The organism is Microbacterium sp. CFH 31415, assembly GCF_022538185.1.
Taxonomy (GTDB): domain Bacteria; phylum Actinomycetota; class Actinomycetes; order Actinomycetales; family Microbacteriaceae; genus Microbacterium.
In genome coordinates, this window is record NZ_JAKYXC010000002.1 from 107796 (window position 1) to 134616 (window position 26821).

The following is a 26821-nucleotide window of genomic DNA, read 5'->3' on the forward strand; positions in this document are numbered from 1 at the left end:
CGGCGACAACCGTCCTAGCCTATGCGCTGTCCTTCTGCGCTTCTCGACGGATGTGGACTCGCGCGTGCTCGATCGCGCCGGGCAGGTCGGTGAAGAGGTGCTTGTGATGCCGCAGCGAGCTCAGCACGCCCACCGTGCGGAAGAGCTCCTCATGGCCGGGCTGGACGCCCTTGATGAGAACGGTCACCCCGCGCCGCTCGAGGGATTGCACGATGTCGCTCAGGATGTGAGCACCGGTCGCGTCGACGAGCTCCAGCTGCGACATCCGAAGGATGACCACGGAAGCCCCCTCCGTGCGTGTGACGGCGTCGAAGACGCGGTCGGCCGCGGCGAAGAACAGCGGGCCGTCGAACCGGATGATCGCGATGCGGTCGTCTCCCGGCTGCGCGGGCTCGGGCAGCGGCTCTCGGCTGACGCCGGTGGCGCGCGAGAGGTTGCGCACGGCGAACACCCCTGCGCACAGCACGCCGATCGCCACGGCGACGATCAGATCGAACGAGACGGTGATCACCGCGGTGATCGCGAATGCGAGGGCATCGGCGCGCGTGGACCGCAGGATCGAGCGGACGGTGGCGGTGTGCACCATGCGGGTGGCCGTGACCATGAGCACGCCGGCCAGCGCCGCGAGCGGGATCATCCCGACCGGACCGGCAGCTACGAGGACGATCAGGAGCAGCACGACCGCGTGGGTGATCGAAGCCAGCCGGGTCCGACCCCCGGACCGGACATTGACCGCGGTGCGCGCGATGGCGCCGGTGGCCGGCATCCCTCCGAAAAGTCCCGACCCGATGGAGGCGAGCCCCTGACCGACCAGCTCTCTGTCGGGGTCGTACGCGCCGGTGTCGGCGAGGGAGGCCGCGACGCGTGCCGAGAGGAGCGACTCGATGGCGGCGAGCGCGGCGACCGTCAGCGCCGCCGGCACGAGCGTCACGAGCGTGCCCGGCTCGACGGCGGGGAGTGCCGGAGCGGGCAGGGACGAAGGCAGGACGCCGATCAGTGCGAGCGGTGACGGCAGCAGCGCGGCCAGTGCGGCGACGAGCACGATGCCGATGAGCGAGCCGGGGAGCGACCGGTGGAGCTTGGGAGCCGCGATCATGCACCCGGCCACGATCGCGACCGCTCCCAGAGCCCACGGTACGTATGCCCAGTCGGCGCCCGCCAGGGCCTGCACAGCGGCGATCACCGGGTTGGAGCTGTGCTCGTCGGCGGCAGCAGTCGTGGGCGAGACGAGAAGCGGAACCTGCTGGAGGAAGATGATCACCGCGATCCCGAGGGTGAAGCCCTCGATGACCGGCCACGGGATGAACGACACCGCGCGTCCGAGCCGCAGGGCGCCGGCTGCGAGCACGACGATGCCTGCGAGCACGCTCACGGCGGCCACGGCGGCGGCGCCGTGCGTCGCGACGATCGGCAGCAGCACGACCACCATCGCCCCCGTCGGACCCGACACCTGCACCGAGGACCCGCCGAAGACGGCCGCGATGAGTCCCGCCACGATGGCCGTGATCAGGCCCGCCTCCGCCGAGAGGCCCGAGCTCACGCCGAACCCCAGCGCCAGCGGGAGCGCGACGATGCCGACGGTGACGCCCGCGATCAGATCGCCGCGCCAGGTGCGGTGGGCGAGGCGGTAATCGGCCGCCGAGGGGAGGAGGGTGAGTGTCGCTGCGCGCAGCCGGCTCCGCTGGGGTGGGGAGGAAGCAGAAGCGGTCATGAGTCTGCGTCTGCCGGGCGAGGTGTCGCCGGCGTGAGTTCGGGGAGCTCGTCGACGTCGGCCGCGCGCGCGCCGTCGTTGCGCACGATGTCGCGCAGCAGCGCTCGTGCGACGGAGAGCAGCTCGGCGACCTTCTCATCGGCGAGGCGATAGTAGACGTGGCTGGCGCGGCGCTCCGACTCGACGAGGCGATGGCGGCGCAGGACGGCGAGGTGCTGTGAGAGGTGGGATGCCTCGAGCCCCGTCGCCTCCTGCAGCGCAGCGACGCTCACCTCGGGGGCCGCGGCGAGGAGCTCGAGGATGCGAATGCGGAGGGGGTGGGAGAGGCCCTTGAAGAGGCCGGCCTTCACTTCGTACAGTGGCCGCTGCTGCGGGGATAGTGGCATGATGGAACCATCATATCGCGCGGGCGGGACGGGTCCTCCCCTCGGGGTGTCAGGATGGAGGGGTGACACCTGCCGAGCCGCTCAGTGAGCACGCCCCGACTGTTCCGTTCGCATCGCCGGCCGCGGCATCAGGGGCCCCGCACATAGAGTTTCCGGTCGCCTACGACGGGATCCTGCTTGCAGGTTTCGGCGGCCCCGAGGGGCAGGATGAGGTCATCCCGTTCCTGCGCAACGTGACGCGCGGCCGGGGAATCCCCGACGAGCGACTGGAAGAGGTCGCCCACCACTATCGGCACTTCGACGGCATCAGCCCCATCAATGCCCAGAACCGCGCACTCAAGGCCGCACTCGAAGCCGAGCTCGCATCCCGCGGCATCGACCTGCCCGTGTACTGGGGGAATCGCAACTGGGCTCCGTATCTGGAGGAGGCGGTGCAGGATGCCGCGGCATCCGGTCACTCGAATCTGCTCGCCCTCGCGACCAGTGCCTACTCGTCGTTCTCGAGCTGTCGTCAGTACCGCGAGGACTTCGCGCGCGTCCTCGACGCGACGGGCCTCGGGGAATCGGTGACGATCGACAAGGTCCGCCAGTTCTTCGACCACCCCGGGTTCGTGCAGCCCTTCATCGACGGTGTGCGGGACGCCGTCGGCGGTTTCCTGGCCGACGGGCTGCCGCCCGAGTCCGTGCGCGTGCTCTTCTCGACCCACAGCATCCCGACCGCCGACGCCGAGCGCTCCGGTCCACGCGAAGGCGACCCGCACCACCTCGAATGGGGCGAGGGAGGAGCCTACGCCGCGCAGCACCTCGCCGTCGCCGAGGTCGTCATGTCGGCGGTCGCCGCCGAGATCCCTGCGGCTGCGCGCGTCGGCTGGGAGCTCGTGTACCAGTCGCGCTCCGGCCCGCCCACCCAGCCGTGGCTCGAGCCCGATGTCAACGACGTCATCGCCGACCTGCCGGGTGCGGGCGTGGAGGCGGTCGCGATCGTGCCGCTCGGCTTCATGAGCGATCACATGGAGGTGCTCTGGGACCTCGACACCGAGGCGACGGATGCTGCGGCCGAAGCGGGCCTGCGCTCGGTGCGCACGCCGACCCCCGGCGTCGACCCGGCGTTCGTGTCGGGCCTCGTCGACCTCGTCGAGGAGCGACTTCGGGGCACGGCCGCAGCGGACCGCCCGCACCTCACCGACCTGGGCCCGTGGTTCGACGTCTGCCGCCCCGCCTGCTGCGAGAACGTGCGCGCGGGATTCAAGCCCGCGGCGGCCGGCGTGGCGCCCTGACGGACCGCGCAACCTGCCCGAAGCGTCCCCGCACCGCTCCCTAGGATTGACCTCATGCGCATCCATATCGCGACCGACCACGCCGGCCTCGAGTTCTCCACCCAGCTGCAGCACCACCTCGCGGCCGCCGGTCACGAGGTCGTCGACCACGGGCCGATCGACTACGACCCCCTCGACGACTACCCGGCGTTCTGCATCCGCGCGGCGCAGGCCGTGGTGCGCGATCAGGCGGCGGGCATCGAGACCCTCGGTGTCGTCTTCGGCGGCTCCGGCAACGGCGAGCAGATCGCGGCGAACAAGGTCGTGGGCGTCCGCGCCGCGCTCGCCTGGAGCATCGCCACCGCCGAGCTCGCCCGCGAGCACAACGACGCGAACGTCATCGCTATCGGCGCCCGTCAGCACACCTTCGAAGAGGCGGTGTCGTTCATCGACCGCTTCATCGCCACGCCGTTCTCGGGCGAGGAGCGCCACGCGCGCCGCATCGCGCAGCTCGCCGCGTACGAGGAGGACGGTGCGCTCCAGCCCGACCCTCGTTCGACGACCGGACAGCCCGACGTGCTCGCGGCGGACGACAGCTCGTTCGACCCCGAGGCAGGCTGACCGAGCGTGCCCGAGGGCCATTCCGTCCACCGCATCGCGCGTCAGTTCGACCGCAACTTCGTCGGTCGTGACGTCGCGGCGTCGAGCCCGCAAGGACGCTTCGCCGAAGGTGCGGCGGTGATCGACGGGCGCACGGCCACCGCCGTTCGCGCCGTGGGCAAGCAGATGTTCCTCGAGTTCGACGACGACCTGACGCTGCGCGTCCACCTGGGCCTCTACGGCGCCTGGGATTTCGCGGGCGAGATCCTCGTCGACCCGACCATCGCCTCGGCGAACGGCCGCATGGGGCAGACGAATCAGCGCGGCACCGCCCTCGCGGACGACGATCCGATCCTGGACGATGCGGGCGAGAACTCGCTCACCTCGATCGGCGCGCCCCGACGGACCCGTGTGCACGTGCGCATGTCGGAGCAGACCACGGGACTGGCCGATGACGGCGATGTCTGGCCGCCTCCGGTGGTCGGCCAGGTGCGCCTGCGCCTGCTGACGGAATCGACCGCCGCCGACCTGCGGGGGCCGACGGCGTGCGAGCTGCAGACCCCCGATGAAGTGGCCGCGACCATCGCGAAGCTGGGACCCGATCCGCTGGTCGACGACGTGATGGAGGGGGAGCAGCGCTTCACTAAGGTGGTGCGGCGCAAGCCCACTCCGATCGGCCTGCTGCTCATGGACCAGTCCGTCGTGAGCGGTATCGGCAATGTGTACCGTGCCGAGCTGCTCTTCCGGGCGCGGCAGGACCCCCACACGCCCGGACGCGAGGTGCCCGAGGAGACGGTGCACGAACTCTGGCGCGACTGGGTGCGCCTGCTCGCGATCGGCGTCGAGACCGGTCAGATGATGACGATGGACGACCTCGATCCCGGCGCGTATCGACGGGCCATGGCGAGCCGCGACGACCGGCACTGGGTGTACCACCGTGCGGGGCTGCCCTGTCGCATCTGCGGCACCGAGATCGTCGTCGAAGAGGTGGCCACACGCAAGCTCTACTGGTGCCCGAACTGCCAGCGCTGAGCCGACCCTAGGCTGGAGTCCATGCGTCAGAACCCGAGCTTCGCCATGACCGATGTCGGCGAGCTGCGTCGCCTCGTCGAGCTCAACCCGTGGGTCACCCTCGTCAGCCAGACCGATGCGGGCCTCGTCGCCTCGCACTACGCCGTGCTCCTCGACGACGGCCGCGACGACCTCACGATCGTGGGTCACGTCGGCCGGCCTGACGACATGATCCACGGTCTCGGTGAGCGCGAGCTGCTGGTGGTCGTGCAAGGGCCCCACGGCTACATCTCGCCCGGCTGGTACCCGGACGGACCCAACGTGCCGACGTGGAACTTCGTCTCGGCTCACCTGACCGGTGTGCCCGAGCTCCTCACTCCGCAGGAGAACCTCGAGGTGCTCGACCGCCTGGTCGCACGCTTCGAGCGTGGGATGCCGCAGCCGCGCCTCCTCTGGGAGCCGCCGAACGATGCGGAGTACGTCACCAAGCTCGAGCGCGGCACCGTCGGATTCCGCCTCACGCCGACCCGTGTCGTCGCCAAGCGCAAGCTCAGCCAGAACCGTCCCGATGACGTGGTCGAGACGATCATCGCGGAACTCGAAGCGGGGGCAGGACCGTACGCCGACCCGCGCCTCGCCGGCGAGATGCGGCGCGACCTCGACACCCGGAGGGCGGCCCGATGACCCTTCAACGCGGTGACAGGCCCGACGTCCTCGCGAACGTCCGCCTGAGTGGTGCGGAGCGCACCGACCCCTTCCTCGACGAGCCGGTCGACGTGCACCTCGCCGACGGGTTCGTCGTCGACATCGCGCCGGCGGGCGCCCTCGCCCGGCACGGCGCTGTGCTCGACGCTCGCGGGGCGTGGCTGATCCCCGGACTGTGGGACCACCACGTGCATGTCGTGCAGTGGGCGCTGGCCGCACAACGCGAGCCACTCGGCGGAGCGACCTCGGCTGCTCACGCGGCTGCCATCATGGGCGCCGCGGCGCCGCTTCCCGACGGCCGACGCGTCGGTACGGGGTTCCGCGACGCCCTGTGGAGCGAACCTCCCACGCTCGAGACGCTCGACGCGGCGACCGGCGAGGTCCCTACCTACCTGATCAATGCCGACGTGCACAGCGTGTGGCTCAACACCGCGGCGCTGCGGCGCGAGGGGTTCGAGCCGGACGGCACCGGCATCCTGCGCGAGGACCCGGCGTTCGAGATCTCGCGCCGCCTCAACGCGGTGCCGGCGCAGGTCGCGGATCCTCTGGTCGAGAGGATGGCACGGGATGCCGCCGCCCGCGGCGTCGTGGGACTGGTCGACCTCGACATGGCGTGGAACGAAGAGGCGTGGGCGCGCCGGATCGGCCGGGGCTTCGACACGCTGCGCGTGGAGTTCGGGATCTACCCGGAGTTCCTCGACCGCGCCGTCGCCGAGGGACTTCAGACGGGCGATGCGGCGCGGGGCGCGGCATCCGATCTCGCCCGTGTCGGCCCGCTGAAGGTGATCACCGACGGCTCCCTCGGAACCCGCACCGCGGCGACCTCCCATGCCTACCCGGGAGACCCGCACAACCACGGGATGCTCACGGTCGACAGCGCGACGCTCGTCGACCTCATGACCCGCGCGACCGGAGCGGGGATCGCCTCGGCGATCCACGCGATCGGGGACGTCGCGAACTCGGCAGCCCTCGATGCGTTCGCCGCGACCGGCGCCTGGGGCACGATCGAACACGCGCAGCTGGTCGCGCACGCCGACATCCCGCGCTTCGCCCGGCTGGGCGTCGGAGTGAGCGTCCAGCCCGAGCACGCGATCGACGATCGCGACCTCACCGACACGATCTGGGCCGAGCAGACGGCGCAGCCCTATCCGCTGCGGTCGCTCGACGACTCCGGCGCGAACCTGCTCTTCGGATCGGACGCCCCTGTGTCGCCGCTCGACCCGTGGGCCGCGATGGCGGCAGCGGTCTTCCGCACGCGCGACGGGCGCGAGCCGTGGCAGGCTGCGCAGAGCGTGCGGGCCGAGGTCGCCCTCGGCGCATCGACGCACGGCGGCTCGGCCGCTCCGGCGCGCATCGAGCCGGGCGCACGGGCCGACCTGGCCGTCTGCGCGCACGACCCGCTCGCGGCGGACCACGAGCAGCTGCGCGGCATGAGCGTCACCGCCACCCTCCTCGGCGGCCGGCTGACGCACCTCGCGTAGCCGACCCGGCGCCTCATCCGGGGGACAACCCCCCTCCCGGTTCGGGAGGGAGTCGGATGCCGCCTCCCGCGTGCTCTGGCGAGGCTGGAGGCATGGTTTCCGCTCTGCCCTCGCCGCCTTCTCCGCCGCTGCCGCCCGCGCCGCCGGTGGTTGCGCCGCGCCGCCGGCGGCGGGTGGTGGCGATCCTCGTCGCCGTCCCGCTCGCCCTGGTGATCCTGCTGATCGCAGCCGGCGCGATCTGGTTCGGGTCGAACAGTGCACGGCCAACGCCGCCGGCGGCGGGTGAGTTCACTTTCGAGCAGCCGCTGCGGATCCCCGAACTCGCACCGTCGAAGGTCGAGGACGGCGTGCGGGTCTTCGAGCTCGACGCCGGCGAGGGCCGCACGTCCTTCTTGGGCGGCACCGAGACGCCCACGCTCGGCTACAACGGCTCGTACCTCGGCCCGACGCTCGTCGCCGCCCGCGGTGAGGACGTGCGGGTGGAGGTGACCAACCGCCTCGCCGAGAGCACGACCGTGCACTGGCACGGCATGCACCTGCCCGCCGCGATGGACGGCGGACCGCACACGCCGATCGCCGCCGGGGCGACCTGGCGGCCGCAGTGGACCATCGACCAGCCCGCCGCTTCCCTCTGGTACCACCCGCACCTCCACGGGCGCACCCGCGAGCAGGTCGACGCCGGCCTCGCGGGGATGTTCATCATCCAGGACGAGGAGGAGGCTGCCTTGCCGCTGCCGCGCGAGTACGGCGTGGACGACATCCCGGTCATCGTGCAGGATCGGTCCTTCAGCGCAGACGGTGCCTTCTCCGGCAGCATCGGCATGCAGTTCGACGGCGTGCTCGGCGACACGATCCTCGTGAACGGCACCGTCGCGCCGTACCTCGATGTGACGACCGAGCACGTGCGCCTGCGCCTGCTGAACGGGTCCAGTGCGCGCATGTACGACTTCACCTTCGCCGACGGTCGAGAGTTCGCGCTCATCGGCACCGACGGCGGCCTCCTCGAGGAACCCTTCGCGTCGACGAGCGTGCCGCTGTCGCCGGGGGAGCGTGCCGAGATCGTCGTCGCTCTATCGCCCGGTGAGCGTGTCGCCCTGCGATCGCAGGCGCCCGACCCGGCCCTCCACGCCGGCGGTGCAGCTTTCGACGTGCTCGAGCTGCGGGCCGCGGCATCCCTCCTCCCGTCTCCCGAGCTTCCGAAGACGCTCGCCGACATGCCGGAGGCGGATGAATCGGATGCCGCGGCCCACCGCTCGTTCGAGATGTCGGGGCACAGCATCAATGACCGCCAGATGGACCTGGGCCGTTCGGACGTCGTCGCCACCGTCGACACGAGCGAGGTCTGGTCCGTCCACAACAACAATCCGCTGCCGCACTCGTTCCACGTCCACGACACGCAGTTCCGCGTGCTGAGCGTGGACGGCCGGAAGCCGCCGGCGCGGCTGTCGGGCTGGAAGGACACGATCGCGCTCGAGCAGGACCGCGAGTACCGGCTGCTCGTGCGGTTCGAGGACTACGCCGATCCGACCACTCCGTACATGTATCACTGCCACCTGCTGTGGCACGAGGACCAGGGCATGATGGGACAGTTCCTGGTCGTCGAGCCGGGCCAAGAGCCCGACCTGCGACGTCCCGAGGGAGATTCCGATGACCACCATGACCACTGACGCCGTCACGCCCGCGCCCCGCGCGGCGCAAGAGGGCTTCTGGGCGGACTACGGCCGCGCCTGGAGCCGCACGCCCGGCAGCGCCGTCTACCTCATCGCCGTCTTCGTGCTGGCGATGATCTCGGTGAGCGTGCTCGCCGCGCTGTTCTGGACCGGGGTCGGGCTGCTCGTCCTCATCGTCGGCCTGCCGATCATCGTCGGGTCGCTGTTCGTGGCGCGCGGGTTCGGCATCGCAGACCGCGGCCTCCTCTGGCTCACCGGCCTGCCGCAGATCGCCGAGCCCGAGTGGAATCGCGACAAGACGGGCACGAACGGCTTCTGGATGGTGCTCACGCGCCCGATCCGCAACGCCCACTACTGGCTGTACCTCGTGCACGGCATGGTCGTGAACCCGGTGATCAGCACGATCTCCTTCACGCTCACGACGGTATGGCTGAGCGTCGGGCTCGGCGGACTCACGTACTGGTTCTGGGGAGTCTTCATCCCGCGCGGCGACGGCAGCGACTGGGGCCGCTATGTCGCCGATGCGCTGCCGTGGATGTTCGGCGGCTGGTCGTCGTGGGCCGTCGAGGTCACGCTGTACTTCATCGCCGGCGTCATCTTCACGTTCACGATGCCGTGGGTCCTCGGCGGTCTCGCCCGCGGTCACCACGCCGTCGCGCAGGGCATGCTCGGACGCTGGCGGTCGGACGACCTCGCAGCCGAGGTGCGCGCCGAAGCAGCGGCCCGTGGCGCTGCCGTGCACGCCGAGGACGTCGCCCTGCGCCGCCTCGAGCGCGACATCCATGATGGCCCGCAGCAGCGACTGGTGCGCCTGCAGCTGGATCTCGCGGCTCTCGAACGCCGTGCCGAATCCGGTGACGGGGATGCCGCGGCCGAGCTCGCGCGTGAGGCGCGCAGTCACGCCAAGGCCGCGCTCGACGAGTTGCGCGCGCTCTCGAGCGGCGTCGCCCCGCCGCTCCTGCAGGACCGCGGCCTCGCCGCCGCCCTCTCGGCCGTCGCCGCGACGACGCCGCTCGTCGTGCACAAGGACATCGACCCGACCATCGATGCCGTCACGAGCCCGGAGGTCGCACGCACGGTCTACTTCGTCGTGGCCGAGCTGTTCACGAACGTCGTGAAGCACGCCGGGGCCACCGCCGTGACCGTAAAGGCGTCGCTGCGCCCATCCGTCTCGGGCGCGCCGTCGATGCTGGACGTCTGGGTGGTCGACGACGGCCGCGGCGGCGCGACGTACGCCGTCGGCCACGGGCTCGAGGGCTTGCGCGAGCGCGTTGCCGGCCTGCGGGGCACTCTCGTCGTCGACAGCCCCGTGGGCGGGCCGACCTCGATCGGCGTGCACGTGCCGGTGACCCAGGTCGCGCCGTGAGCGCTCCCTATGCTGAGGGCATGGCAGCAGGCGATGACACAGGTGCAGTGCGCGTCGTCCTCATCGAGGACTCGGTGCTGCTGCGCGAGGGCCTGGTGCGCCTCTTCGACGAGGCCGGCTACGTCACCGCGGGCGCGTGGGGCGACGCCGACGACATCGTCGCGCGGGTGCGCGATGCGGAGGCGGATGTCGCGATCCTCGACGTGCGGCTCCCGCCGGGGTTCCGCGACGAGGGCATCCGCGCCGCGCTCACGCTGCGCGGGGCCCTGCCGCACGTCGGCATCCTGGTTCTCAGCCAATACGTCGAAGGCGTGTACGCTCGTGAGCTCCTCGCGGGCGGCGACGGGGGAGTCGGCTATCTCCTGAAAGACCGGGTCACCTCGCTCGAGGAGTTCACCGATGCTGTGCGGCGGGTGCGCGAGCGCGGCACGGTGCTCGACCCGCTCGTCGTGCAGGGATTGATCGCGGCACGCCCCGACCCGTTGGCGACCCTCACGCCCCGGGAGCGCGATGTGCTCACGCTCATGGCCGAGGGTCGCAGCAACGCGAGCATCGCGGAGCGACTCTTCATCGGCGTCGGCGCCGTGGAGAAGAACATCAGCGCCATCTTCGCCAAGCTCGGGCTCGAGGAGTCGGGCACGGAGCATCGACGGGTGCTCGCCGTGCTCGCGTTCCTTCAGAGCTCCTGACGCACGAAACGGACGAAACGCCCCGAGACCTCGTCGAGGTCCGGGGCGTCTCGTCTCGCTGCGCTCGCTCGGCGAGCGCGCGCAGTCACTCCGCGAGGTGCGCGAACAGGAACCAGCGATCCTTCTCCAGCGTCTCCTTGATGCCGATCGCGACGTCCTGGCTCGTGAGATCGAACTCGTCGAGGCCGTCGATCGCGGCCTGCGTGTCGGCGATCACGGCGTCCATGTCGGAGATCACGTCGCGGATCAGAGCCTCCCACTGCGTGAAGCCGGCGGGAACAGCGGTCGAGGTCTTCCCGGCGATCGTGCCGACGCGCGCGTCGACCGGGAGGCCGAGTGCGACGATCCGCTCGGCGGCCTGGTCGGCGCCAGCCTGCGCATTGGCGACGAGGGTGTCGAGGAGTTCGTGGATGGCGATGAAGTTCGCGCCGCGCACGTTCCAGTGGGCCTGCTTGCCGTTGACGGCGAGGGCCTGCAACCCGAGCACGACGGGAGTGAGGAACTGGGCGCTGGCGGCGGCCACGGTGGGGTCGGCAGCGGTAGCGGGGGTGGTGTTCGTCTTGGTCATATCGGTCGCCTCCATCATGGGGAGGGACGCCTCGATCGGCGTGCGTCCTCCGGTGGGTGCAACGCTACTCAGCACCCGGCATTCCGCAAGCAAGACAAGGCTCGGCTAACCGGTGGCGCGGACGCCGCGATGTCATGCCGGATTGTCAGCCGACACCGGCTAACGTCGATAGGTGCCTTCCGCTGATCACGACCTCGGGCCGCAGAATCTGCGTGCGCCCGCCGCCACCGTGACCCGCGAGCCGCGCGACCGCTCTCCCGAGCACGCCGAGCCGTCGCGGTTCATCCCGCACGTGCAGGGTCTGCGCGCGATAGCCGTGCTCGCGGTCGTGCTTTACCACTTCTGGCCGGGCCGGGTCACGGGCGGCTACGTGGGCGTCGACATCTTCTTCGTGATCTCCGGCTTCCTGATCACCGGACACCTCATGCGCGAGCTCTCGGCCACGGGGAGCGTGCGACTGGGCCAGTTCTGGGCGCGCCGCGCGCGACGCCTGCTGCCGGCATCCCTCCTCGTCCTGCTCTTCTGTGCGATCGTCGCGATGTCGCCATACCTCACGCCGACCTCGGCGCTTCCGAACGAGGTGCAGGAGATCCTCGCGTCGACGTTCTACGTCGAGAACTGGTTCCTGGCGCTCAACAGCGCCGACTACCTCAACCACTCGGGCGACCCGACCACCGTCCAGCACTACTGGTCGCTGTCGCTCGAGGAGCAGTTCTACGTCATGTGGCCGCTCTTCATGCTGCTCGCGGCATGGGTCGGAGTGAAGTTCTTCCGCGGTGCCCGCCGTCGCGCCGTCATCACGGCCCTCGCGATCGTCACGGTCGTCTCGTTCGCGTTCTGCGTCGTGTTCACGATCACGAACCCTGCTCCGGCGTACTTCGTGACCTTCGGACGGATGTGGCAGTTCGGTGTCGGCGCGCTCATCGCCCTGGTGCCCCTGCTCCGGGTCCGCAACGCGATCGGGAGCTTCGTGCTGGGCTGGGCAGGCGTGCTCGTCCTCGTCTACGCGATCTTCACGTTCGACGGCCAGACGCCGTTCCCGGGGTACATGGCCGCCCTTCCGACCCTCGGCGCAGCGGCGGTGCTGGCCGCTTCGAACACCGAGCGCTGGTGGTACCCCACGCGCATCCTCGCGATCCGTCCGGCGCAGTTCGTCGGTGACATCTCGTACTCGCTGTACCTCTGGCACTGGCCGCTCATCATCATCGCGCCGTCGGTGCCGTTCTGGGGCCTCACCATCTACCACCGGGTTGCGTTGCTGATCCTCTGCTTCGTGCTCGCGTGGCTCACCAAGAAGTTCGTCGAAGACCCTGCCCGCAGCTGGAAGGTGCTGACGTCACGGCCTGCGCGCGTCACGCTGTGGAGCTCGCTCGGCGCGATGCTCATCGTGGCGGTCGTCGCGTCGACCGCGTGGTTCGTGAACGCGCCCGCCTACAACGCGGGCGTGCGCGACATCCAGCAGCTCCAGGAGGACCCGCCGCCGTGCTTCGGCGCAGCCGCGGTGCTCGACGCCTCGTGCGCCGACGCCGACTTCGGCGACACGATCCTCCCGGCGCCTGGATTCGCGGGCATCGACCGCCCGGCCGACGCTCAGTGCTTCGTGCAGCTCACCGACGCCCGACCGGTCTCGTGCACGTTCGGGTCCGACGACCCCGACGCGCCGCGCGTCGCCCTCGTCGGCGACAGCCATGCCTACCAGCTGCTGTCGACGTTCCAGCGCATCGCCGAGGACGAGGGCTGGCAGCTCGTCACGTGGTTCAAAGGCGCGTGCCCATGGAACTCCACACCGCTGTCCACGCCCGGCGCCTTCGGCGCCGCATGCACGGAATGGCGGGAGGGCGTCACGGCGGCGATGGCGGACGCCGACCTCGACGCGGTGTTCACCGCGGCGATCGCAACGACCCCGTACTCGTCCGCCGGGTTCGACTCGTCGTACGACGCGGCGGTCGCCGGCTACGTCGACGCGTGGGACGCGATGCTCGACCACGGCGTGCCGGTGATCACCGTCGTGGACAACCCCGTCTGGGAGACCGACCCCAACAAGTGCCTTCGCACGCGGGATGCCGCGGAATGCGACGGACTGCGGTCCGATGTGCTCGTCGCGGACGACCCGCTGCGCGACGCTGCCGCCCAGCGCGACGGCGTCACGCTCCTCGACTTCACGGACGTGTTCTGCGGCGAGGAGCTGTGTGTCCCTGTCGTGGGTGGTGCGAACATCTACCGCGACCAGGATCACCTCACGGTGACCTTCGCCGATACTCTCGCGCCGTGGTACTCCGAGGCGATCCGGAACGCCCTGGCCGAATAGAGTCGGATCATGACGATCGCTTCCGGAGCATCGGTGCTCAGCGCGGCGGGCAGGACGCCCGCGCTCGACGCCACTTCGTTCATCGCCAGCGGTGCCCGCGTCATCGGGGGCGTCACGCTCGGGCCGGGCGCGAGCGTCTGGTACAACGCCGTGCTGCGTGCCGACGGTGACACCATCACGGTGGGGGCGCGCAGCAACCTGCAGGACAACGTCTCGGTGCACGTTGATGCGGGAAAGCCGGTCGTGATCGGCGAGGACGTGTCGGTCGGGCACAACGCCGTCGTGCACGGCTGCGCGATCGGCGACGGCTCGCTGATCGGCATGGGTGCGGTGGTGCTGAACGGCGCCCGGATCGGCCGCGGCTGCCTCGTCGCCGGCGGAGCTGTGGTGCTCGAAGGCTCGGACATCCCCGACGGCTCGCTCGTCGCCGGTGTCCCCGCCAAAGTTCGCCGTGGGCTCACCGACGAGGAGCGCGCGGGCCTCGTCGCGAACGCCGCGCACTACCTCGCCCACATCGAGGAGCATCTCGACGCGCGACCCGTCGACTGATCCGCCTCATTCGGCCTGCCGCGGCGGCGGATGGTGCTTGCCCCGGTGGACCTCGTACAGGCGCACATGCCCTGGCCAGGACGGGTCGTTCTCGATCGGCTTGTCGTCCATGAAGAGCGTGATGACGTGAGCGAGCTGCCCGGGATGGCTGAAGTTGATGGCGTGCGCGGCACCTTCGAGCAGGACGACGAGCACGTGGCTGTCGGTCTGACTGGCGACCTCGTCGACGCGGTGCGCGTGGGGGAGCAGCGGGTCGCGCTGCCCGAGCACGACCAGCGTCGGGATGCGCATCTCGAGGAGGCGCTGCAGCGACGGGTACTGCGTCAGCGCGCGGAACATCCGCATGGTGCTGGGCACGCCGAAGCGCACGTAGTCGGGTACGGCGACCCGTGCCATCCGGGTCGGCTCCCGCGGAGCATCCGTCGTCAACTGGGCGATCGCGCGACGGAGCGGCTGATTGAAGATGCCGCCGGCGGGGGAGACGAGCACCGCACGGTCGATCCGCTCGGGGTAGTGATGCGCGAACTCGATGATGACCGGGCAGCCCATCGAGTTGCCCACCAGCGTCGACTTCTCGACGCCGCGGTCGTCCAGGAAGTCGGCGGCAGCGTGGGCGAGATCGGGAATGTCGAGCATGTCGCGCCGCTTGCCGCTGCGGCCGAACCCGGGCAGGTCGGGGACGAAGGTGTGGAATCGGTCGGCGAGGCGTTCGGCTGTCGGCAGCAGGTACCTCCCCGAGAGTCCGAAGCCGTGCACGTGGGTCATCACGCGTGCGTCGGCGGGCGGGTTCGGCGACTCGCGGTAGAACACGTCGACGCCGTCGATCCGCGTCCATTTCTCGGTGAGACTCGACGCCGGCCGGCGCGGGAGTCTGCGCGGTTTGGGGGCGCCTGCGGGCGAGGTGGGCGTACTCATCGGTGCTCCCTCACGTTCTGTCCGATCGAGTCCTGAGTCGGATTCTGCTCTTCGGGCACGCCGTCCGGTAGCGGGGCGGCGGAAATCACCCGATGCAGGGGAGCCGGTGGGCGCCCGGCTGCGGTGGCGTGGTCACGCAGAACCGGCCGCGGCCGCGACGGCGTCAGCCCTCGGGCGTCGGCTTCGGCGGGTGCAGCTTCGTCTGCACCAGCTCCTTGATGTAAGCCCAGTCAGGGTCGTGCTCGTCGATGCCGCCGTCGGGCGTCAGCTCGATCGTCGTGATCTCCTGCTGCTTCGCCTTCAGCGCCAGATCGAGCAGAGTCGGGATGAACGACGAGGGGAGGTCTGTGCTCACCATGTCCGCACCGGCGTCCGCCACCTCCTGGAAGCGCGTGAGCACGACCTGCGGAGTGAATTGCGCAAGGATCGCCTGCTGCAGTTCCCGCTGCCGGCGCATCCGGTCGAAATCGCTCGTGGTGTGACGGGAGCGGGCGTACCACTGCGCCGTGAAGCCGTCCATGCGCTGCGTGCCCGGCTCGATCCATCCCTCGACCCAATCTTCGAGCGGTTCCCCGGTATAGCCCGGGCCGCCGATCGGGATTCGCTCCTTGACGTCGATCTCGACACCGCCCAGGGCGTCGATGAGGTCCTCGAAGGCGTACATATCGATCGTCACGTAATGGGGTACCTCGATGCCCAGGATGCCCTCGACGGCATCCTTGGTCGCCTCGATGCCCGGCGCGGACCCCTTGGAGACCGCGTCGGGATAGATCAGCGAGCCGTCCTGACAGACCTCGACCTCGGTGTTGAGCTGGTTGATGCCGCTGCCCCACCCGCACGTCGCGTCGGCGTGACCCTCGTGGCCGTTCGGGTAGCGATCCTGCATCGGCCCTTCCGAGAACGGGAAGCCGGGCATGTCACGCGGGAAGCCGGTGATGGTGGTCGCGCCGGTCTCGGCGTTGATCGAGACGACCGAGATGCTGTCGAACCGCTTCGAATCGTTGGAAGGAACGTGATCGGCGCCGAGGAGGAGGATGTTGTAATAGCCGTCGGACGGCTCGACGGAGGGACCGCTCGCGCCGAAGATCGCGCCGAGCGTCTCGCGTGTGGTGCCGGCCACGTTCGCTCCGTACGCCGCAGTTCCGCAGGCCAGAACGAGAAGGACGACGGATGCCGCGGCGATGCCGAACCGTGCGCGTCGTCCGGTCCGCACCAGGCGCACGAGGCGCAGAGTGTCGACCGTGAGGATGAGCCACAGCACGGCGTAAGCGATGAGCAGCCCCTGGGCGAGGAGCAGGACGAACCAGTTCGTGCCGATCGCCAGCACCACCGACCGCGCCAGCAGCGCTCCCAGCGCGGCGGCGATCGCGAGCGCCCACATGACCAGAGTCGCGACGATCCCGACGCGTCCCAGACGGCGGTTCCCCGCGAGCACCTGTGCCGAGCCGGGGACCAGGAAGTTCAGGACGACCAGCCACCATCCGCGCCGCGTCATCACGGCTCGGGACGAGGCATCCGGAAACCGCATCGGTCGTTCCTGGGTGAGCGGCGCGGACTTCCGAGGCGCGGCCGGCGCGGCGGCGCCCTGCAGCCGTCTGGGCTCGGCGGTGGACACACTCACGCCCTCAGGGTAGGCACGGGTCACGGCCTATCCCTGTAATGGCACGGTGTATCGCCGACGTCGTGCCGAGCGAGTGGAGCGGTGGCGTGGATGCGTGCCGCGGGGTCGGCGCTGTCGTTTCCTGCATTCGCGCCCGCGTGGACCGGCAACGGATGCAGGAAACGACAGCGCAGCCGGCGGCGTTACGTCAAAAGCCCTCTCGCGCGGGCCGGGGCCGCCCGAGAGGGCTGTGGAGGGGATGACGGGAATCGAACCCGCACCATCAGTTTGGAAGACTGAGGCTCTACCATTGAGCTACATCCCCGTGCGCCCGCTGACGGGCACCGACCAATCGTAGTACATGGTGGCCGTCATCCCGCTCCCCAGGTCAGCCCGACGCGCGGCAGAGCGGAGGGAGCCGATCATGGCACGCACGGGCCGAGAGGTCGTCGAAGCGCTCATCGCCACGCTGAATGCGGGCGACGTCGGCGGAATGGACGACCTGTTCCACGAGGACGCGGTGATGGAGTGGCCGCAGTCGGGGGAGCGCATCGTGGGCGGCGACAATCGCCGCGCTGTGTACACGCGATTCCCCCAGCTGCCGGCGATCTCGCTGCGGAGGCTGATCGGCGACGGCGATGTGTGGGTCGCTCAAGCCGACCTCGACTACGGCGACGGCGATCCGTACCAGTCGATCTTCATCTTCGAGCTGCGCGACGGCCGCATCGCTCAGGAGACCGCGTACTGGACGAAGCCGTTCCCGGCTCCCGACTGGCGTGCCGAGTGGGTCGAGCGCATGTAGCCCGAGCGGCGCGCGCAGGCGACTGCCGGGCGGGTCGGCTAGACTTCTCGGGGCCGAATGGCGCACGCGTGCGTGCGAACCCGCCCGGGGCGTAGCTCAGCTTGGTAGAGCGCCCGCTTTGGGAGCGGGAGGCCGCAGGTTCAAATCCTGTCGCCCCGACATCACGGCCCCTCACAGAATTCCGACCCAGACCTTCAGCCGCGCATGCGCGCGCGGTCCGATAGAGGAGAACGAACAAGCATGGTGAACAGCACCGTCGAGAAGCTCAGCCCGACCCGGGTGAAGCTGCACATCACGGTCACGCCCGACGAGCTCAAGCCGTCGATCGCGCACGCGTACGAGCACATCGCTCAGGACGTCCAGATCCCCGGCTTCCGCAAGGGCAAGGTCCCCGCACCGATCATCGACCAGCGCATCGGGCGCGGCGCGGTGCTCGAGCACGCCGTCAGCGAGGGGCTCGACACGTTCTACCGCCAGGCCGTCGAGTCCAACGAACTCCGCGTCCTCGGCCGTCCGAGCGCCGAGGTCACCGAATGGCCGGCCGAGAAGGACTTCTCGGGCGACCTCAAGGTCGAGGTCGAGGTGGATGTCCGCCCCGACTTCGAGCTGCCCGCGTTCGAGGGCACCACGGTCGAGGTCGACGCGATCGAGGTCGACGAGAGCGCCATCGACGAGGAGCTCGACCGTCTGCGCAGCCGCTTCGGCACGCTCGTGACCGTCGACCGCCCGGCCGCCACGGGTGACTTCGTCGAGCTCGACCTCGTCGCCACGATCGAGGGCGCCGAGATCGACCGCGCCGAGGGCGTCTCGTACGAGGTCGGCTCGGGCGAACTGCTCGAGGGCATCGACGAGGCCATCGACTCGCTGACCGCCGGCGAAGAGACCACCTTCCGCTCGAAGCTCGTCGGCGGCGACCACGCCGGCGAGGAGGCCGAGGTCTCGGTCGTCGTGAAGTCCGTCAAGGAGCGCGAGCTTCCCGAGGCCGACGACGACTTCGCCCAGATCGCCAGCGAATTCGACACCATCGGCGAGCTGCGTGACAGCCTCAAGGACCGCGTCGGCGAGCAGTCGGTGTTCACGCAGGGCTCGGCCGCGCGCGACAAGCTCATCGAGCAGCTTCTCGAGCAGGTCGAGATCCCGGTTCCCGCCCAGCTCATCGAGGACGAGGTGCACACCCACCTCGAGGGCGAGGGCCGCCTCGAGGACGACGTGCACCGCGCCGAGGTCGCCGAGGCCAGCGAGAAGCAGTTCAAGACGCAGATGCTCCTCGACAAGATCGCCGAGCAGGTCAACGTGCAGGTCTCGCAGGACGAGCTCACGCAGTACCTCGTGCAGTCCGCCGCCCAGTACGGCATGGCTCCGCAGGACTTCGTCAACGCGCTGCAGCAGGGCAACCAGCTGCCCGCGATGATCGGCGAGGTCGCCCGCAACAAGGCCCTCGCGATCGCGCTCGGCAAGGTCAACGTTGTCGACACGAACGGCAAGACCGTCGACCTCACCGGCTTCGTCGCCGTCGAGGATGAGGCCGAGGCTGAGGAAGAGGTCGTGGAGGAGGCACAGGAGATCGCGGATGCCGCGGCCGACGCCGACGCCGTGATCGAGGCCGAAGAGGCCGAGAAGCCCGCCAAGAAGAAGGCGCCGACCAAGAAGAAGGCCGCTGCCGACAAGGAGTGATCGCTGCATCGCAGTGAAACGGGGGACGGATGCCGCGGCATCCGTCCCCCTCTCTGTCAGAGAAGGATGACGATGACCGACTGGAACGACCGGGTCGCGGCGGTGTGGGCCGACGAGGGACTGGACGACGCGGAGCGGGTGCGGCTGATCGACGAGCTCGCCGCCGAGCGGGATGAGGACGACGGGCGTGCGCTGTTCGAGCGGGCGGGCGCCCGGGACTCGGCCGGGCTCGAGGCCGAGGCCGAGCCGCTGTACCGGGCGGCGCTCGAGGCAGGCCTCGACGACGAGCTGCGCACACAGGCGGTCATCCAGCTCGCGAGCACGATCCGGAATCTCGGCGAGCTCGACGAGGCGCTCGACCTGCTGCGCGCGGAGTACGAGCGTGACCCCGGCGCGCCGCTGCGCGACGCGGCCGCGGCCTTCTACGCCCTCGCGCTGGTGTCATCGGGGGAGGCCGTGCGCGCAGCATCCGTCGCTCTCACGGCACTCGCGCCGCACCTGCCGCGCTACACCCGCTCGGTCGCCGCGTACGCGCGCGATCTCATCGACCCACAGGACTGATCTGCCCAGGGCGAACACGGGCGGGTCGCCCGCAGCGCGCCGGTAGATTCGATGGCACGACCACGGAATCAGGAGTACACATGGCCGAACCACTTGTCGCGACGAGCGTCTTCGACAGGCTGCTGAAGGACCGCATCATCTGGCTCGGGTCGGAGGTGCGCGACGAGAACGCGAACGAGATCTGCGCGAAGATCCTCCTGCTCGCCGCCGAGGACTCCGAGAAGGACATCTACCTCTACATCAACTCGCCCGGCGGATCGATCACGGCCGGCATGGCGATCTACGACACGATGCAGTTCGTGCCGAACGACATCGTCACCGTCGGCATCGGCATGGCCGCCTCGATGGGCCAGCTCCTCCTCACGGCGGGCACCAAGGGCAAGCGGTACATCACGCCGAACGCGCGCGTGCTGCTGCACCAGCCCCACGGCGGCTTCGGCGGCACGGCGAGCGACATCCAGACCCAGGCGCAGCTGATCCTCGACATGAAGAAGCGCCTCGCCGAGATCACGGCGGCGCAGACGGGCAAGTCCGTCGAGCAGATCAACGCCGACGGCGACCGCGACCGCTGGTTCAGCGCCGACGAGGCCCTCGAGTACGGGTTCGTCGACCACATCCGCGAGTCCGCGACCGACGTCATCGGCGGCGGCGGAACCGCCAACTGAGCGCACCGAAGGCGAAAGAGAGAGAACCCGCAATGCAGACCCCCACCTTCGGACCCAGCGCCCCGCAAGGGCTCCAGATGCCCGGCAGCCGCTACGTCCTCCCGCAGTTCGAGGAGCGCACGGCCTACGGCTACAAGCGCCAGGATCCCTACAACAAGCTCTTCGAGGACCGCGTGATCTTCCTCGGCGTTCAGGTCGACGACGCGTCGGCCGACGATGTCATGGCCCAGCTGCTCGTGCTCGAGAGCCAGGACCCCGATCGCGACATCATCATGTACATCAACTCGCCCGGCGGCTCGTTCACGGCCATGACTGCGATCTACGACACGATGCAGTACGTCTCGCCGCAGATCCAGACCGTGGTGCTGGGTCAGGCGGCCTCCGCCGCCGCCGTGCTGCTCGCGGCCGGTGCGCCCGGCAAGCGTCTCGCGCTGCCCAACGCCCGCATCCTGATCCACCAGCCCGCGATGGGCGAGGCGGGCCACGGGCAGGCGAGCGACATCGAGATCCAGGCACAGGAGATCATGCGCATGCGCACCTGGCTCGAGGAGACGCTGTCGAAGCACTCGAACAAGACCGTCGCAGAGGTCAACAAGGACATCGATCGCGACAAGATCCTGGGCGCCGAGGAGGCTCTCGCCTACGGTCTGGTCGACCAGGTGCTCACGACCCGCAAGCGCACCCCCGCCGCACTGACGAAGTAGAGCGGATGCCGCGCAGCCCCGTCTCCCCGCATGCCCGGGGTGGCGGGGCTTCGCTGTGGGCGGACGCCGCATCCTCCACAACGCGTGTCGCAATCCCGCCGCATGTCGGCTCGAACGATTAGGCTCGGAGGACAGCCAGGGGTCTGCCCCCGGCGCGACGAGGAGGAGCCGCATGGCACGCATCGGTGAGAGCGCCGACCTGTTCAAGTGCTCCTTCTGCGGCAAGAGCCAGAAGCAGGTGCAGCAGTTGATCGCCGGCCCCGGCGTCTACATCTGCGACGAGTGCGTCGAGCTGTGCAACGAGATCATCGAAGAGCGCATGGCCGAGTCGTCCTCGGGTGTGGTGACCGACTTCGACCTCCCGAAGCCACGTGAGATCTTCGGCTTCCTCGAGGAGTACGTCGTCGGGCAGCAGGCCGCCAAGCGGGCGCTCTCCGTGGCGGTGTACAACCACTACAAGCGCGTGCGCGCGCACGGTACGATCCAGTCGGCCGAGCAGCGCGCCGACGAGATCGAGATCGCCAAGAGCAACATCCTGCTGCTGGGCCCGACGGGCTGCGGCAAGACCTACCTCGCTCAGACCCTCGCGAAGCGCCTCAACGTGCCGTTCGCGGTCGCCGATGCCACCGCTCTCACCGAGGCCGGCTACGTCGGCGAAGACGTCGAGAACATCCTCCTCAAGCTCCTGCAGGCCGCCGACTTCGACACGAAGCGCGCCGAGACCGGCATCATCTACATCGATGAGGTCGACAAGATCGCCCGCAAGGCGGAGAATCCGTCGATCACGCGCGACGTCTCCGGAGAAGGCGTGCAGCAGGCGCTGCTGAAGATCCTCGAGGGCACGGTCGCCTCGGTTCCGCCGCAGGGCGGGCGCAAGCATCCGCACCAGGAGTTCATCCAGATCGACACCACGAACGTGCTGTTCATCGTCGCCGGTGCATTCGCGGGCCTCGAAGACATCATCTCCGCGCGCGTCGGCAAGCACGGCATCGGCTTCGGCGCACCGCTGCACAACAAGGGCGACGACCTGAGCCTCTTCAGCGAAGTGCGACCCGAAGACCTGCACAAGTTCGGTCTCATCCCCGAGTTCATCGGCCGTCTTCCCGTGGTCGCGTCGGTGTCACCGCTCGACCGCGAGGCGCTCATGGAGATCCTGACCGAGCCGAAGAACGCCCTGGTCAAGCAGTACCATCGCATGTTCGAGCTCGACGGAGTCACGCTCGAGTTCGACACCGAGGCGCTCGAGGCGATCGCCGACCTCGCTGTGGAGCGCAAGACGGGCGCCCGCGGACTCCGCGCGATCCTCGAAGACGTGCTCGGACCGATCATGTTCGAGATCCCCTCCACCGACGATGTCGACAAGGTGATCGTCACGCGCGCCTCCGTCGAGGAGAGTGCGCCCCCGACGCTGGTGCTGCGCGAGAAGCGCAAGAGCGCCTGACCCGTCTGAAGCTGCCCATCGGTGCCCAGGTCGATGGCCCAATCCGGCCATCGACGATTGGCTGATTCGCGCGACGCGCCACCGGCGCCGCCGGCGATTGACTCGGGTCATGACTGGACTCGTGTTCTCCACCCATCACGCCGCGGCTCTCTTCGGCCGCCCCGACGCCGGCTCTGCCGCGAGACTGGCGGGAACGGCGTCCGCGTCCCCGCCCCTGCCCGATTCGGTGTTCTCGATCGACGCGCGCCTGAACGGACCGCGGCACTCGGCGAACGGCGGGTACGCGGCGGGCATGATCGCGCGCCACGTCGACGCCGACACCGTCACGGTCGTGCTGCGACGACCGGTGCCGCTGCGACGGCTGCTCGTCGCGCGCCCCGATGGCGAGGGCGGCGCCCGTGTCCTGTCCGGGCGACGCGTGGTCGCTGAAGCCCGCCCGGGTGTGCTGGCAGACACTGCGCTTCCCGCCGCGCCGTCGTTCGAGGAAGCGCTCATGGCTCGCGACGCGCACCCGCTCGCCGGGCTGCGGCATCCTCTCTCCGACTGCGTCGTCTGCGGGCCGCGCCGTGCCGACGGCATGCACGTGACGCCCGGATTCGCACCTGGCCGCCCCGAACTGCTCACCGCCCCGTGGGTCGTGGACGGCCGGGACTCGGTGGGCGGGGCGGCGCCGTTCCCCGCCGTGTGGGCCGCGATGGACTGCACGAGCTATCCCGCGGCGGCGTTGCGCGACCGTGAACTCTGCCTGCTCGGCACCATGACGGCGGAGGTCGAACGACGTCCGCGGGTGGGGGAGCAGCTGGTCGTCCACAGCTGGACACGCGCGCACGAGGGACGGCGCTACGAGACGTCGGTCGCGCTGACGGATTCCGCGGGCGAGATCGTGGCGAGGGCGGACGCGACCTGGATCGCCCTGCGCCACCAGGGTCTGCACGCGCTGCGCATGCGCCGCGGACACGGGGCGCGTGTTCCATACTGATCAGGTGGACGGCACCTCGACGACGATCCGGCACACATGGTCGGGGGCCGACGACGTCGCCTGGACCGAGCTCGGAGAGGGAGAGCCTCTCCTGCTCGGCGGCTGGTGGATGAGCCACCTCGTCCACGACCTCGAGTACCCGCCGATCCGCCACTTCGTCGAGACGCTGGCCGGGAATCGGCGGGTGATCCGGATGGACCCACCCGGCACGGGGCTGACGCGGTCGCCGAGGGGTGCGATCGCGGTCGGGCGTCATGTCGACGCACTCACCGCGGTCCTCGACGCCGCGGGCGTCGACGCGGCGACCGTGCTCGCGGGGTCGTCTGGCGCTCCCGTCGCGATCGAGTTGGCCGCGCGGTTTCCCGAGCGGGTGGATCGGATGATCCTCTCGGGCGCCTACCTGCGCGGCACCGACATCGCCCCGGAGGCCGACCGCGACGCCCTCGTCGATCTCGTGCGACGGAGTTGGGGCGTGGGCGGCAGGGTCATGTCGGACGTGTTCTTCCCCGCTGCGACACCCGACGAGCAGCATGCCTATCTGCGGCATCAGCGAGCGAGCGGATCGTCCGAGGCCGCCGCGGACGCGCTGGCCGAGGTCTACGCGATCAACGTGAGCGCGACCGCCGGTGCGGTGCGTGCACCGACCCTCGTGATGCACCGCCGCGGCGACCGCGCGATCCCGCTCGCGCTCGGAGCCGGCACGGCGGCGGCGATCCCCGGCGCGGAGCTGCGCATCCTCGACGGCAGCGCACACCACCCCTGGCACGGCGACAGCCGCGCCCTGCTGCGCGAAGCACTCGCCTTCGCCGGCGCCGATCCTTCCGAGCTCGCTGCGATCCGAGCACCGGAGGAGCGCGGTGCGCCGCGCGGAGAGGGGCCGATCTCGGACCGCGAGCGTCAGGTTCTCGTGCTCGTCGCCCGCGGGCGCACCGACGCGCAGATCGCCGACGAGCTGTTCCTCAGCGTCCACACCATCCACCGCCACGTGGCGAACGCGCGGCAGAAGCTCGGGGTCTCCTCCCGCGCGGCGGCAGCCGCATGGGTCACGGCGCATCCGGACTGACCGCCGGTGCCGGCTGACCGCTCAGGCGCCGGCGCCGGCCGACCGTTCGGCTGACCGCTCAGGCGACGAGGCCCCGGCGCTCGAGGAGGGGCCGGATGTCGGCATCCCGCCCACGGAAATCGCGGTATGCCTCGAGCGGGTCCTTCGACCCGCCGACGCCGAGCAGGCGCTGCCGGAACCGGTCGCCGTTGTCGCGCGTCAGGCCGCCGTTCTCACGGAACCACTCGACGGTGTCGGCGTCGAGCACCTCGCTCCAGATATACGAGTAGTAGCCCGCGCTGTACCCACCTGAGAACACGTGCGCGAAGTACGTCGACGAGTAGCGCGTCGGTACGGCGGGGTTGTCGAGGCCGATGTCGGCGAGCGCTGCCGCCTCGAACGACGCCACGTCGATGTCGGCCGTCGCCTGCGCCGACGTCAGCGAGTGCCACGCCTGGTCGATCCAGGACGCGGCCAGGTACTCGCTGGTGGCGAAGCCCTGGTTGAACGCCTCGGACGTGTGCAGCTTCTCGACGACCTCCGCAGGCAGCGGCTCGTCGGTGTCGACGTGGCGGGCGTACGAGTCGAGGATCTCGGGCCAGTAGATCCACATCTCGTTGACCTGACTGGGGAACTCGACGAAGTCGCGGAACACGTTCGTGCCGGCGAAGTGCGGGTACGTCACGGTCGCGAACAGACCGTGGAGGGCGTGTCCGAACTCATGGAAGAGCGTCGTGACCTCGTCGAGGGTCAGGAGGGACGGCGTGCCGGGCGCCGGCTTGGGAACGTTGAGGTTGTTCACCACGATGGGTCGCGTGCCACGCAGAGCGGAATGCGAGACGATAGAGTTCATCCACGCGCCGCCGCGCTTGGTGTCGCGCGTATAGAGGTCGAGGATGAACAGCCCCAGCTCGCTCCCGTCGGCGTTGTGCAGCTCGAAGACACGCGCGTCGGGGTGGTACGCGGGGATGTCGGGCCGTTCGGCGAACGTCACGCCGTAGAGGTCGGTGGCGGCACGGAACACGCCGTCCTGCAGGACGCGCTCGGCCTCGAACCAGGGGCGTAGCGCGCTGCGGTCGAGGTCGTACTCTGCGGCGCGCACCTTCTCGGTGTAGAACGCCCAGTCGTGCGCCTCGAGCGTGAACGGCTCGGGCTCGGCGTCCACGATCGCCTGGAGCGCGGCCTGCTCCTTGGCGGCGTTGCGCGCTGCCGGCACTGCGAGCCGGCGGAGGAGGTCGTGCACGGCTTCGGGCGATCCGGCGGTCTCGTCGGAGGTGATGTACGCGGCGTGGGTGTCGTAGCCGAGCAGCGCGGCGCGCTCGGCCCGGAGGCGCACGATCTCGAGCAGCACGGCGCGGTTGTCGTGTTCGTTGCCGCGCGAGCCGCGCGCGCGCGAGGCGTCGAGGATCCGCTTGCGGCTCGTACGGTCGGTCAGTGAGGAGAGATAGGGATGTCCCGTGAACAGGGTCAGGGTGACGACCCACTTGCCGTCCAGGCCTCGATCCGCCGCGGCCTGCGCGGCAGCCGAGAGTTCGCCCTCGGTGAGGCCGTCGAGCTCAGCCGGGCTGTCGAAGACCACGGCGAGGTCGTTGGTGTCATTGAGGAGGTTCTTCTCGAACGACGTGGTCAGAGTCGACAGGCGCTGGTTGAGCGCGGTGAGGTGCTGCTTGGCGGCGTCGTCGAGCGCGGCGCCGGCATGCGTCATCTCGCGGTAGTGGCGCTCGACGAGGTAGCGCTGCTCGGACTCCAGACCGAGGGAGTCGAGCTGATCGTGCACGGTCTTGATGCGCCAGTACAGCTGCGCGTCGAGCTGTATCGAGTCCTGGTGCGCCGACATCAGGGGAGCGAGCTCCTCTTCGATCGCCTGGATGTCGGGCGTCGCGTCGGCGGACGACACCGTGTAGAAAGTGCGGGCGACGTCGCCGAGCAGCCTGCCGCTCTCCTCCAGCGGTACGAGAGTGTTGTCGAACGTCGGCATCGACCGCACTCGCGTGAGGTTCGCGATCTCGCGCGCGTGCTCCGCGAACGCCGCCTGGAAAGCGGGCAGATAGTGCTCCGGCCGGATCGCCGTGTAGTCGGGCAGACCGTAGGGGAGCGTGGCGGGAGAGAGCAGCGGGTTCTCGTTGGGCATGGCGTAC

24 protein-coding genes and 2 tRNA genes are annotated in these 26821 nt (G+C 69.9%); 19 read left to right on the forward strand and 7 right to left on the reverse strand.

The window, feature by feature from the left end:
* Window positions 1–19: 19 nt before the first annotated feature.
* Entirely contained in the window at window positions 20–1711 is a 1692-nt protein-coding gene (locus tag MK786_RS01415) for a SulP family inorganic anion transporter (protein WP_241110477.1), read from the reverse strand.
* Window positions 1708–2097, reverse strand: a complete 390-nt coding sequence (locus MK786_RS01420) for a metalloregulator ArsR/SmtB family transcription factor (RefSeq protein WP_241110478.1) — start codon at window positions 2095–2097, stop codon at window positions 1708–1710. Before MK786_RS01420 ends, MK786_RS01415 begins: the two co-directional genes overlap by 4 nt.
* Before the next feature lie 62 nt (window positions 2098–2159).
* On the opposite strand from MK786_RS01420, the gene MK786_RS01425 reads away from it, so the two are divergent.
* The 8 genes from MK786_RS01425 (at window position 2160) to MK786_RS01460 (ending at window position 10875) form a co-directional block, all read left to right on the forward strand.
* Entirely contained in the window at window positions 2160–3374 is a 1215-nt protein-coding gene (locus MK786_RS01425) for a ferrochelatase (protein WP_241110479.1), read from the forward strand.
* 54 nt (window positions 3375–3428) lie between these two features.
* Window positions 3429–3974, forward strand: coding sequence for a ribose-5-phosphate isomerase (locus MK786_RS01430; protein WP_241110480.1), 546 nt, complete (start codon window positions 3429–3431; stop codon window positions 3972–3974).
* 6 nt (window positions 3975–3980) lie between these two features.
* Window positions 3981–4985 carry an Fpg/Nei family DNA glycosylase gene (locus MK786_RS01435; protein WP_241110481.1) on the forward strand — a complete coding sequence of 335 codons (1005 nt, stop codon included), beginning with the start codon at window positions 3981–3983 and terminating at the stop codon, window positions 4983–4985.
* A 21-nt stretch (window positions 4986–5006) separates the two neighbouring features.
* Window positions 5007–5648 (forward strand): FMN-binding negative transcriptional regulator, encoded by a 642-nt coding sequence (locus tag MK786_RS01440; protein ID WP_241110482.1) that lies wholly within the window; start codon window positions 5007–5009, stop codon window positions 5646–5648.
* Window positions 5645–7150: an amidohydrolase gene (locus tag MK786_RS01445; protein ID WP_241110483.1), complete on the forward strand. Its 1506-nt coding sequence runs from the start codon at window positions 5645–5647 to the stop codon at window positions 7148–7150. Before MK786_RS01440 ends, MK786_RS01445 begins: the two co-directional genes overlap by 4 nt.
* Before the next feature lie 92 nt (window positions 7151–7242).
* Window positions 7243–8817 (forward strand): multicopper oxidase family protein, encoded by a 1575-nt coding sequence (locus tag MK786_RS01450; RefSeq protein WP_241110484.1) that lies wholly within the window; start codon window positions 7243–7245, stop codon window positions 8815–8817.
* On the forward strand, window positions 8798–10186 hold the full coding sequence (locus MK786_RS01455) for a sensor histidine kinase (RefSeq protein WP_241110485.1): 1389 nt from the start codon (window positions 8798–8800) through the stop codon (window positions 10184–10186). Before MK786_RS01450 ends, MK786_RS01455 begins: the two co-directional genes overlap by 20 nt.
* Before the next feature lie 20 nt (window positions 10187–10206).
* Complete coding sequence (locus MK786_RS01460) at window positions 10207–10875, forward strand: response regulator transcription factor (protein WP_241110486.1); 669 nt, start codon at window positions 10207–10209, stop codon at window positions 10873–10875.
* Window positions 10876–10960: 85 nt separating this feature from the next.
* Here the strand turns inward: MK786_RS01460 and MK786_RS01465 are convergent, their stop codons facing one another.
* Window positions 10961–11443 (reverse strand): DNA starvation/stationary phase protection protein, encoded by a 483-nt coding sequence (locus MK786_RS01465; protein WP_241110487.1) that lies wholly within the window; start codon window positions 11441–11443, stop codon window positions 10961–10963.
* Between the two features lie 172 nt (window positions 11444–11615).
* On the opposite strand from MK786_RS01465, the gene MK786_RS01470 reads away from it, so the two are divergent.
* Window positions 11616–13751 (forward strand): acyltransferase family protein, encoded by a 2136-nt coding sequence (locus MK786_RS01470; protein WP_241110488.1) that lies wholly within the window; start codon window positions 11616–11618, stop codon window positions 13749–13751.
* Between the two features lie 9 nt (window positions 13752–13760).
* The gene (locus MK786_RS01475) at window positions 13761–14300 is read left to right on the forward strand and encodes a gamma carbonic anhydrase family protein (protein ID WP_241110489.1); all 540 of its coding nucleotides are present in this window, start codon (window positions 13761–13763) and stop codon (window positions 14298–14300) included.
* Window positions 14301–14306: 6 nt separating this feature from the next.
* Here MK786_RS01475 and MK786_RS01480 read toward each other — a convergent pair whose 3' ends face one another.
* The 3 genes from MK786_RS01480 to MK786_RS01490 form a co-directional block, all read right to left on the reverse strand.
* Window positions 14307–15215: an alpha/beta fold hydrolase gene (locus MK786_RS01480; protein WP_241110490.1), complete on the reverse strand. Its 909-nt coding sequence runs from the start codon at window positions 15213–15215 to the stop codon at window positions 14307–14309.
* Between the two features lie 163 nt (window positions 15216–15378).
* The gene (locus MK786_RS01485) at window positions 15379–16830 is read right to left on the reverse strand and encodes an LCP family protein (protein ID WP_374200413.1); all 1452 of its coding nucleotides are present in this window, start codon (window positions 16828–16830) and stop codon (window positions 15379–15381) included.
* A 236-nt stretch (window positions 16831–17066) separates the two neighbouring features.
* Window positions 17067–17140: transfer RNA gene (locus MK786_RS01490), tRNA-Gly, on the reverse strand.
* A gap of 99 nt (window positions 17141–17239) precedes the next feature.
* On the opposite strand from MK786_RS01490, the gene MK786_RS01495 reads away from it, so the two are divergent.
* The 9 genes from MK786_RS01495 to MK786_RS01535 all read left to right on the forward strand — a co-directional run bounded on the left by MK786_RS01495 (window position 17240) and on the right by MK786_RS01535 (window position 24704).
* Complete coding sequence (locus MK786_RS01495; protein ID WP_241110491.1) at window positions 17240–17617, forward strand: nuclear transport factor 2 family protein; 378 nt, start codon at window positions 17240–17242, stop codon at window positions 17615–17617.
* 85 nt (window positions 17618–17702) lie between these two features.
* Window positions 17703–17776: transfer RNA gene (locus tag MK786_RS01500), tRNA-Pro, on the forward strand.
* A gap of 81 nt (window positions 17777–17857) precedes the next feature.
* On the forward strand, window positions 17858–19291 hold the full coding sequence (tig, locus tag MK786_RS01505; protein ID WP_241110492.1) for a trigger factor: 1434 nt from the start codon (window positions 17858–17860) through the stop codon (window positions 19289–19291).
* A gap of 72 nt (window positions 19292–19363) precedes the next feature.
* The gene (locus MK786_RS01510; protein WP_241110493.1) at window positions 19364–19852 is read left to right on the forward strand and encodes a tetratricopeptide repeat protein; all 489 of its coding nucleotides are present in this window, start codon (window positions 19364–19366) and stop codon (window positions 19850–19852) included.
* A gap of 80 nt (window positions 19853–19932) precedes the next feature.
* Entirely contained in the window at window positions 19933–20517 is a 585-nt protein-coding gene (locus MK786_RS01515) for an ATP-dependent Clp protease proteolytic subunit (protein WP_191766880.1), read from the forward strand.
* Between the two features lie 32 nt (window positions 20518–20549).
* Window positions 20550–21221, forward strand: coding sequence for an ATP-dependent Clp protease proteolytic subunit (locus tag MK786_RS01520; RefSeq protein ID WP_191766881.1), 672 nt, complete (start codon window positions 20550–20552; stop codon window positions 21219–21221).
* A 172-nt stretch (window positions 21222–21393) separates the two neighbouring features.
* On the forward strand, window positions 21394–22662 hold the full coding sequence (gene clpX, locus MK786_RS01525) for an ATP-dependent Clp protease ATP-binding subunit ClpX (RefSeq protein ID WP_241110494.1): 1269 nt from the start codon (window positions 21394–21396) through the stop codon (window positions 22660–22662).
* A gap of 109 nt (window positions 22663–22771) precedes the next feature.
* On the forward strand, window positions 22772–23641 hold the full coding sequence (locus MK786_RS01530) for a hypothetical protein (protein WP_241110495.1): 870 nt from the start codon (window positions 22772–22774) through the stop codon (window positions 23639–23641).
* A 4-nt stretch (window positions 23642–23645) separates the two neighbouring features.
* Window positions 23646–24704, forward strand: a complete 1059-nt coding sequence (locus MK786_RS01535; protein WP_241110496.1) for an alpha/beta fold hydrolase — start codon at window positions 23646–23648, stop codon at window positions 24702–24704.
* A 58-nt stretch (window positions 24705–24762) separates the two neighbouring features.
* Here the strand turns inward: MK786_RS01535 and MK786_RS01540 are convergent, their stop codons facing one another.
* Window positions 24763–26814 (reverse strand): M3 family metallopeptidase, encoded by a 2052-nt coding sequence (locus MK786_RS01540; RefSeq protein WP_241110497.1) that lies wholly within the window; start codon window positions 26812–26814, stop codon window positions 24763–24765.
* Window positions 26815–26821: the final 7 nt, after the last annotated feature.

What these genes read in the sequence shown, in the direction of transcription:
- MK786_RS01415 (WP_241110477.1), bottom strand. Translation starts at nt 1,711, where the DNA reads ATGACCGCTTCTGCTTCCTCCCCACCCCAGCGGAGCCGGCTGCGCGCA.
- MK786_RS01420 (WP_241110478.1), bottom strand. Translation starts at nt 2,097, where the DNA reads ATGCCACTATCCCCGCAGCAGCGGCCACTGTACGAAGTGAAGGCCGGC.
- MK786_RS01430 (WP_241110480.1), top strand. Translation starts at nt 3,429, where the DNA reads ATGCGCATCCATATCGCGACCGACCACGCCGGCCTCGAGTTCTCCACC.
- MK786_RS01440 (WP_241110482.1), top strand. Translation starts at nt 5,007, where the DNA reads ATGCGTCAGAACCCGAGCTTCGCCATGACCGATGTCGGCGAGCTGCGT.
- MK786_RS01445 (WP_241110483.1), top strand. Translation starts at nt 5,645, where the DNA reads ATGACCCTTCAACGCGGTGACAGGCCCGACGTCCTCGCGAACGTCCGC.
- MK786_RS01450 (WP_241110484.1), top strand. Translation starts at nt 7,243, where the DNA reads ATGGTTTCCGCTCTGCCCTCGCCGCCTTCTCCGCCGCTGCCGCCCGCG.
- MK786_RS01455 (WP_241110485.1), top strand. Translation starts at nt 8,798, where the DNA reads ATGACCACCATGACCACTGACGCCGTCACGCCCGCGCCCCGCGCGGCG.
- MK786_RS01460 (WP_241110486.1), top strand. Translation starts at nt 10,207, where the DNA reads ATGGCAGCAGGCGATGACACAGGTGCAGTGCGCGTCGTCCTCATCGAG.
- MK786_RS01465 (WP_241110487.1), bottom strand. Translation starts at nt 11,443, where the DNA reads ATGACCAAGACGAACACCACCCCCGCTACCGCTGCCGACCCCACCGTG.
- MK786_RS01475 (WP_241110489.1), top strand. Translation starts at nt 13,761, where the DNA reads ATGACGATCGCTTCCGGAGCATCGGTGCTCAGCGCGGCGGGCAGGACG.
- MK786_RS01480 (WP_241110490.1), bottom strand. Translation starts at nt 15,215, where the DNA reads ATGAGTACGCCCACCTCGCCCGCAGGCGCCCCCAAACCGCGCAGACTC.
- MK786_RS01495 (WP_241110491.1), top strand. Translation starts at nt 17,240, where the DNA reads ATGGCACGCACGGGCCGAGAGGTCGTCGAAGCGCTCATCGCCACGCTG.
- tig (WP_241110492.1), top strand. Translation starts at nt 17,858, where the DNA reads ATGGTGAACAGCACCGTCGAGAAGCTCAGCCCGACCCGGGTGAAGCTG.
- MK786_RS01510 (WP_241110493.1), top strand. Translation starts at nt 19,364, where the DNA reads ATGACCGACTGGAACGACCGGGTCGCGGCGGTGTGGGCCGACGAGGGA.
- MK786_RS01515 (WP_191766880.1), top strand. Translation starts at nt 19,933, where the DNA reads ATGGCCGAACCACTTGTCGCGACGAGCGTCTTCGACAGGCTGCTGAAG.
- MK786_RS01520 (WP_191766881.1), top strand. Translation starts at nt 20,550, where the DNA reads ATGCAGACCCCCACCTTCGGACCCAGCGCCCCGCAAGGGCTCCAGATG.
- clpX (WP_241110494.1), top strand. Translation starts at nt 21,394, where the DNA reads ATGGCACGCATCGGTGAGAGCGCCGACCTGTTCAAGTGCTCCTTCTGC.
- MK786_RS01530 (WP_241110495.1), top strand. Translation starts at nt 22,772, where the DNA reads ATGACTGGACTCGTGTTCTCCACCCATCACGCCGCGGCTCTCTTCGGC.
- MK786_RS01540 (WP_241110497.1), bottom strand. Translation starts at nt 26,814, where the DNA reads ATGCCCAACGAGAACCCGCTGCTCTCTCCCGCCACGCTCCCCTACGGT.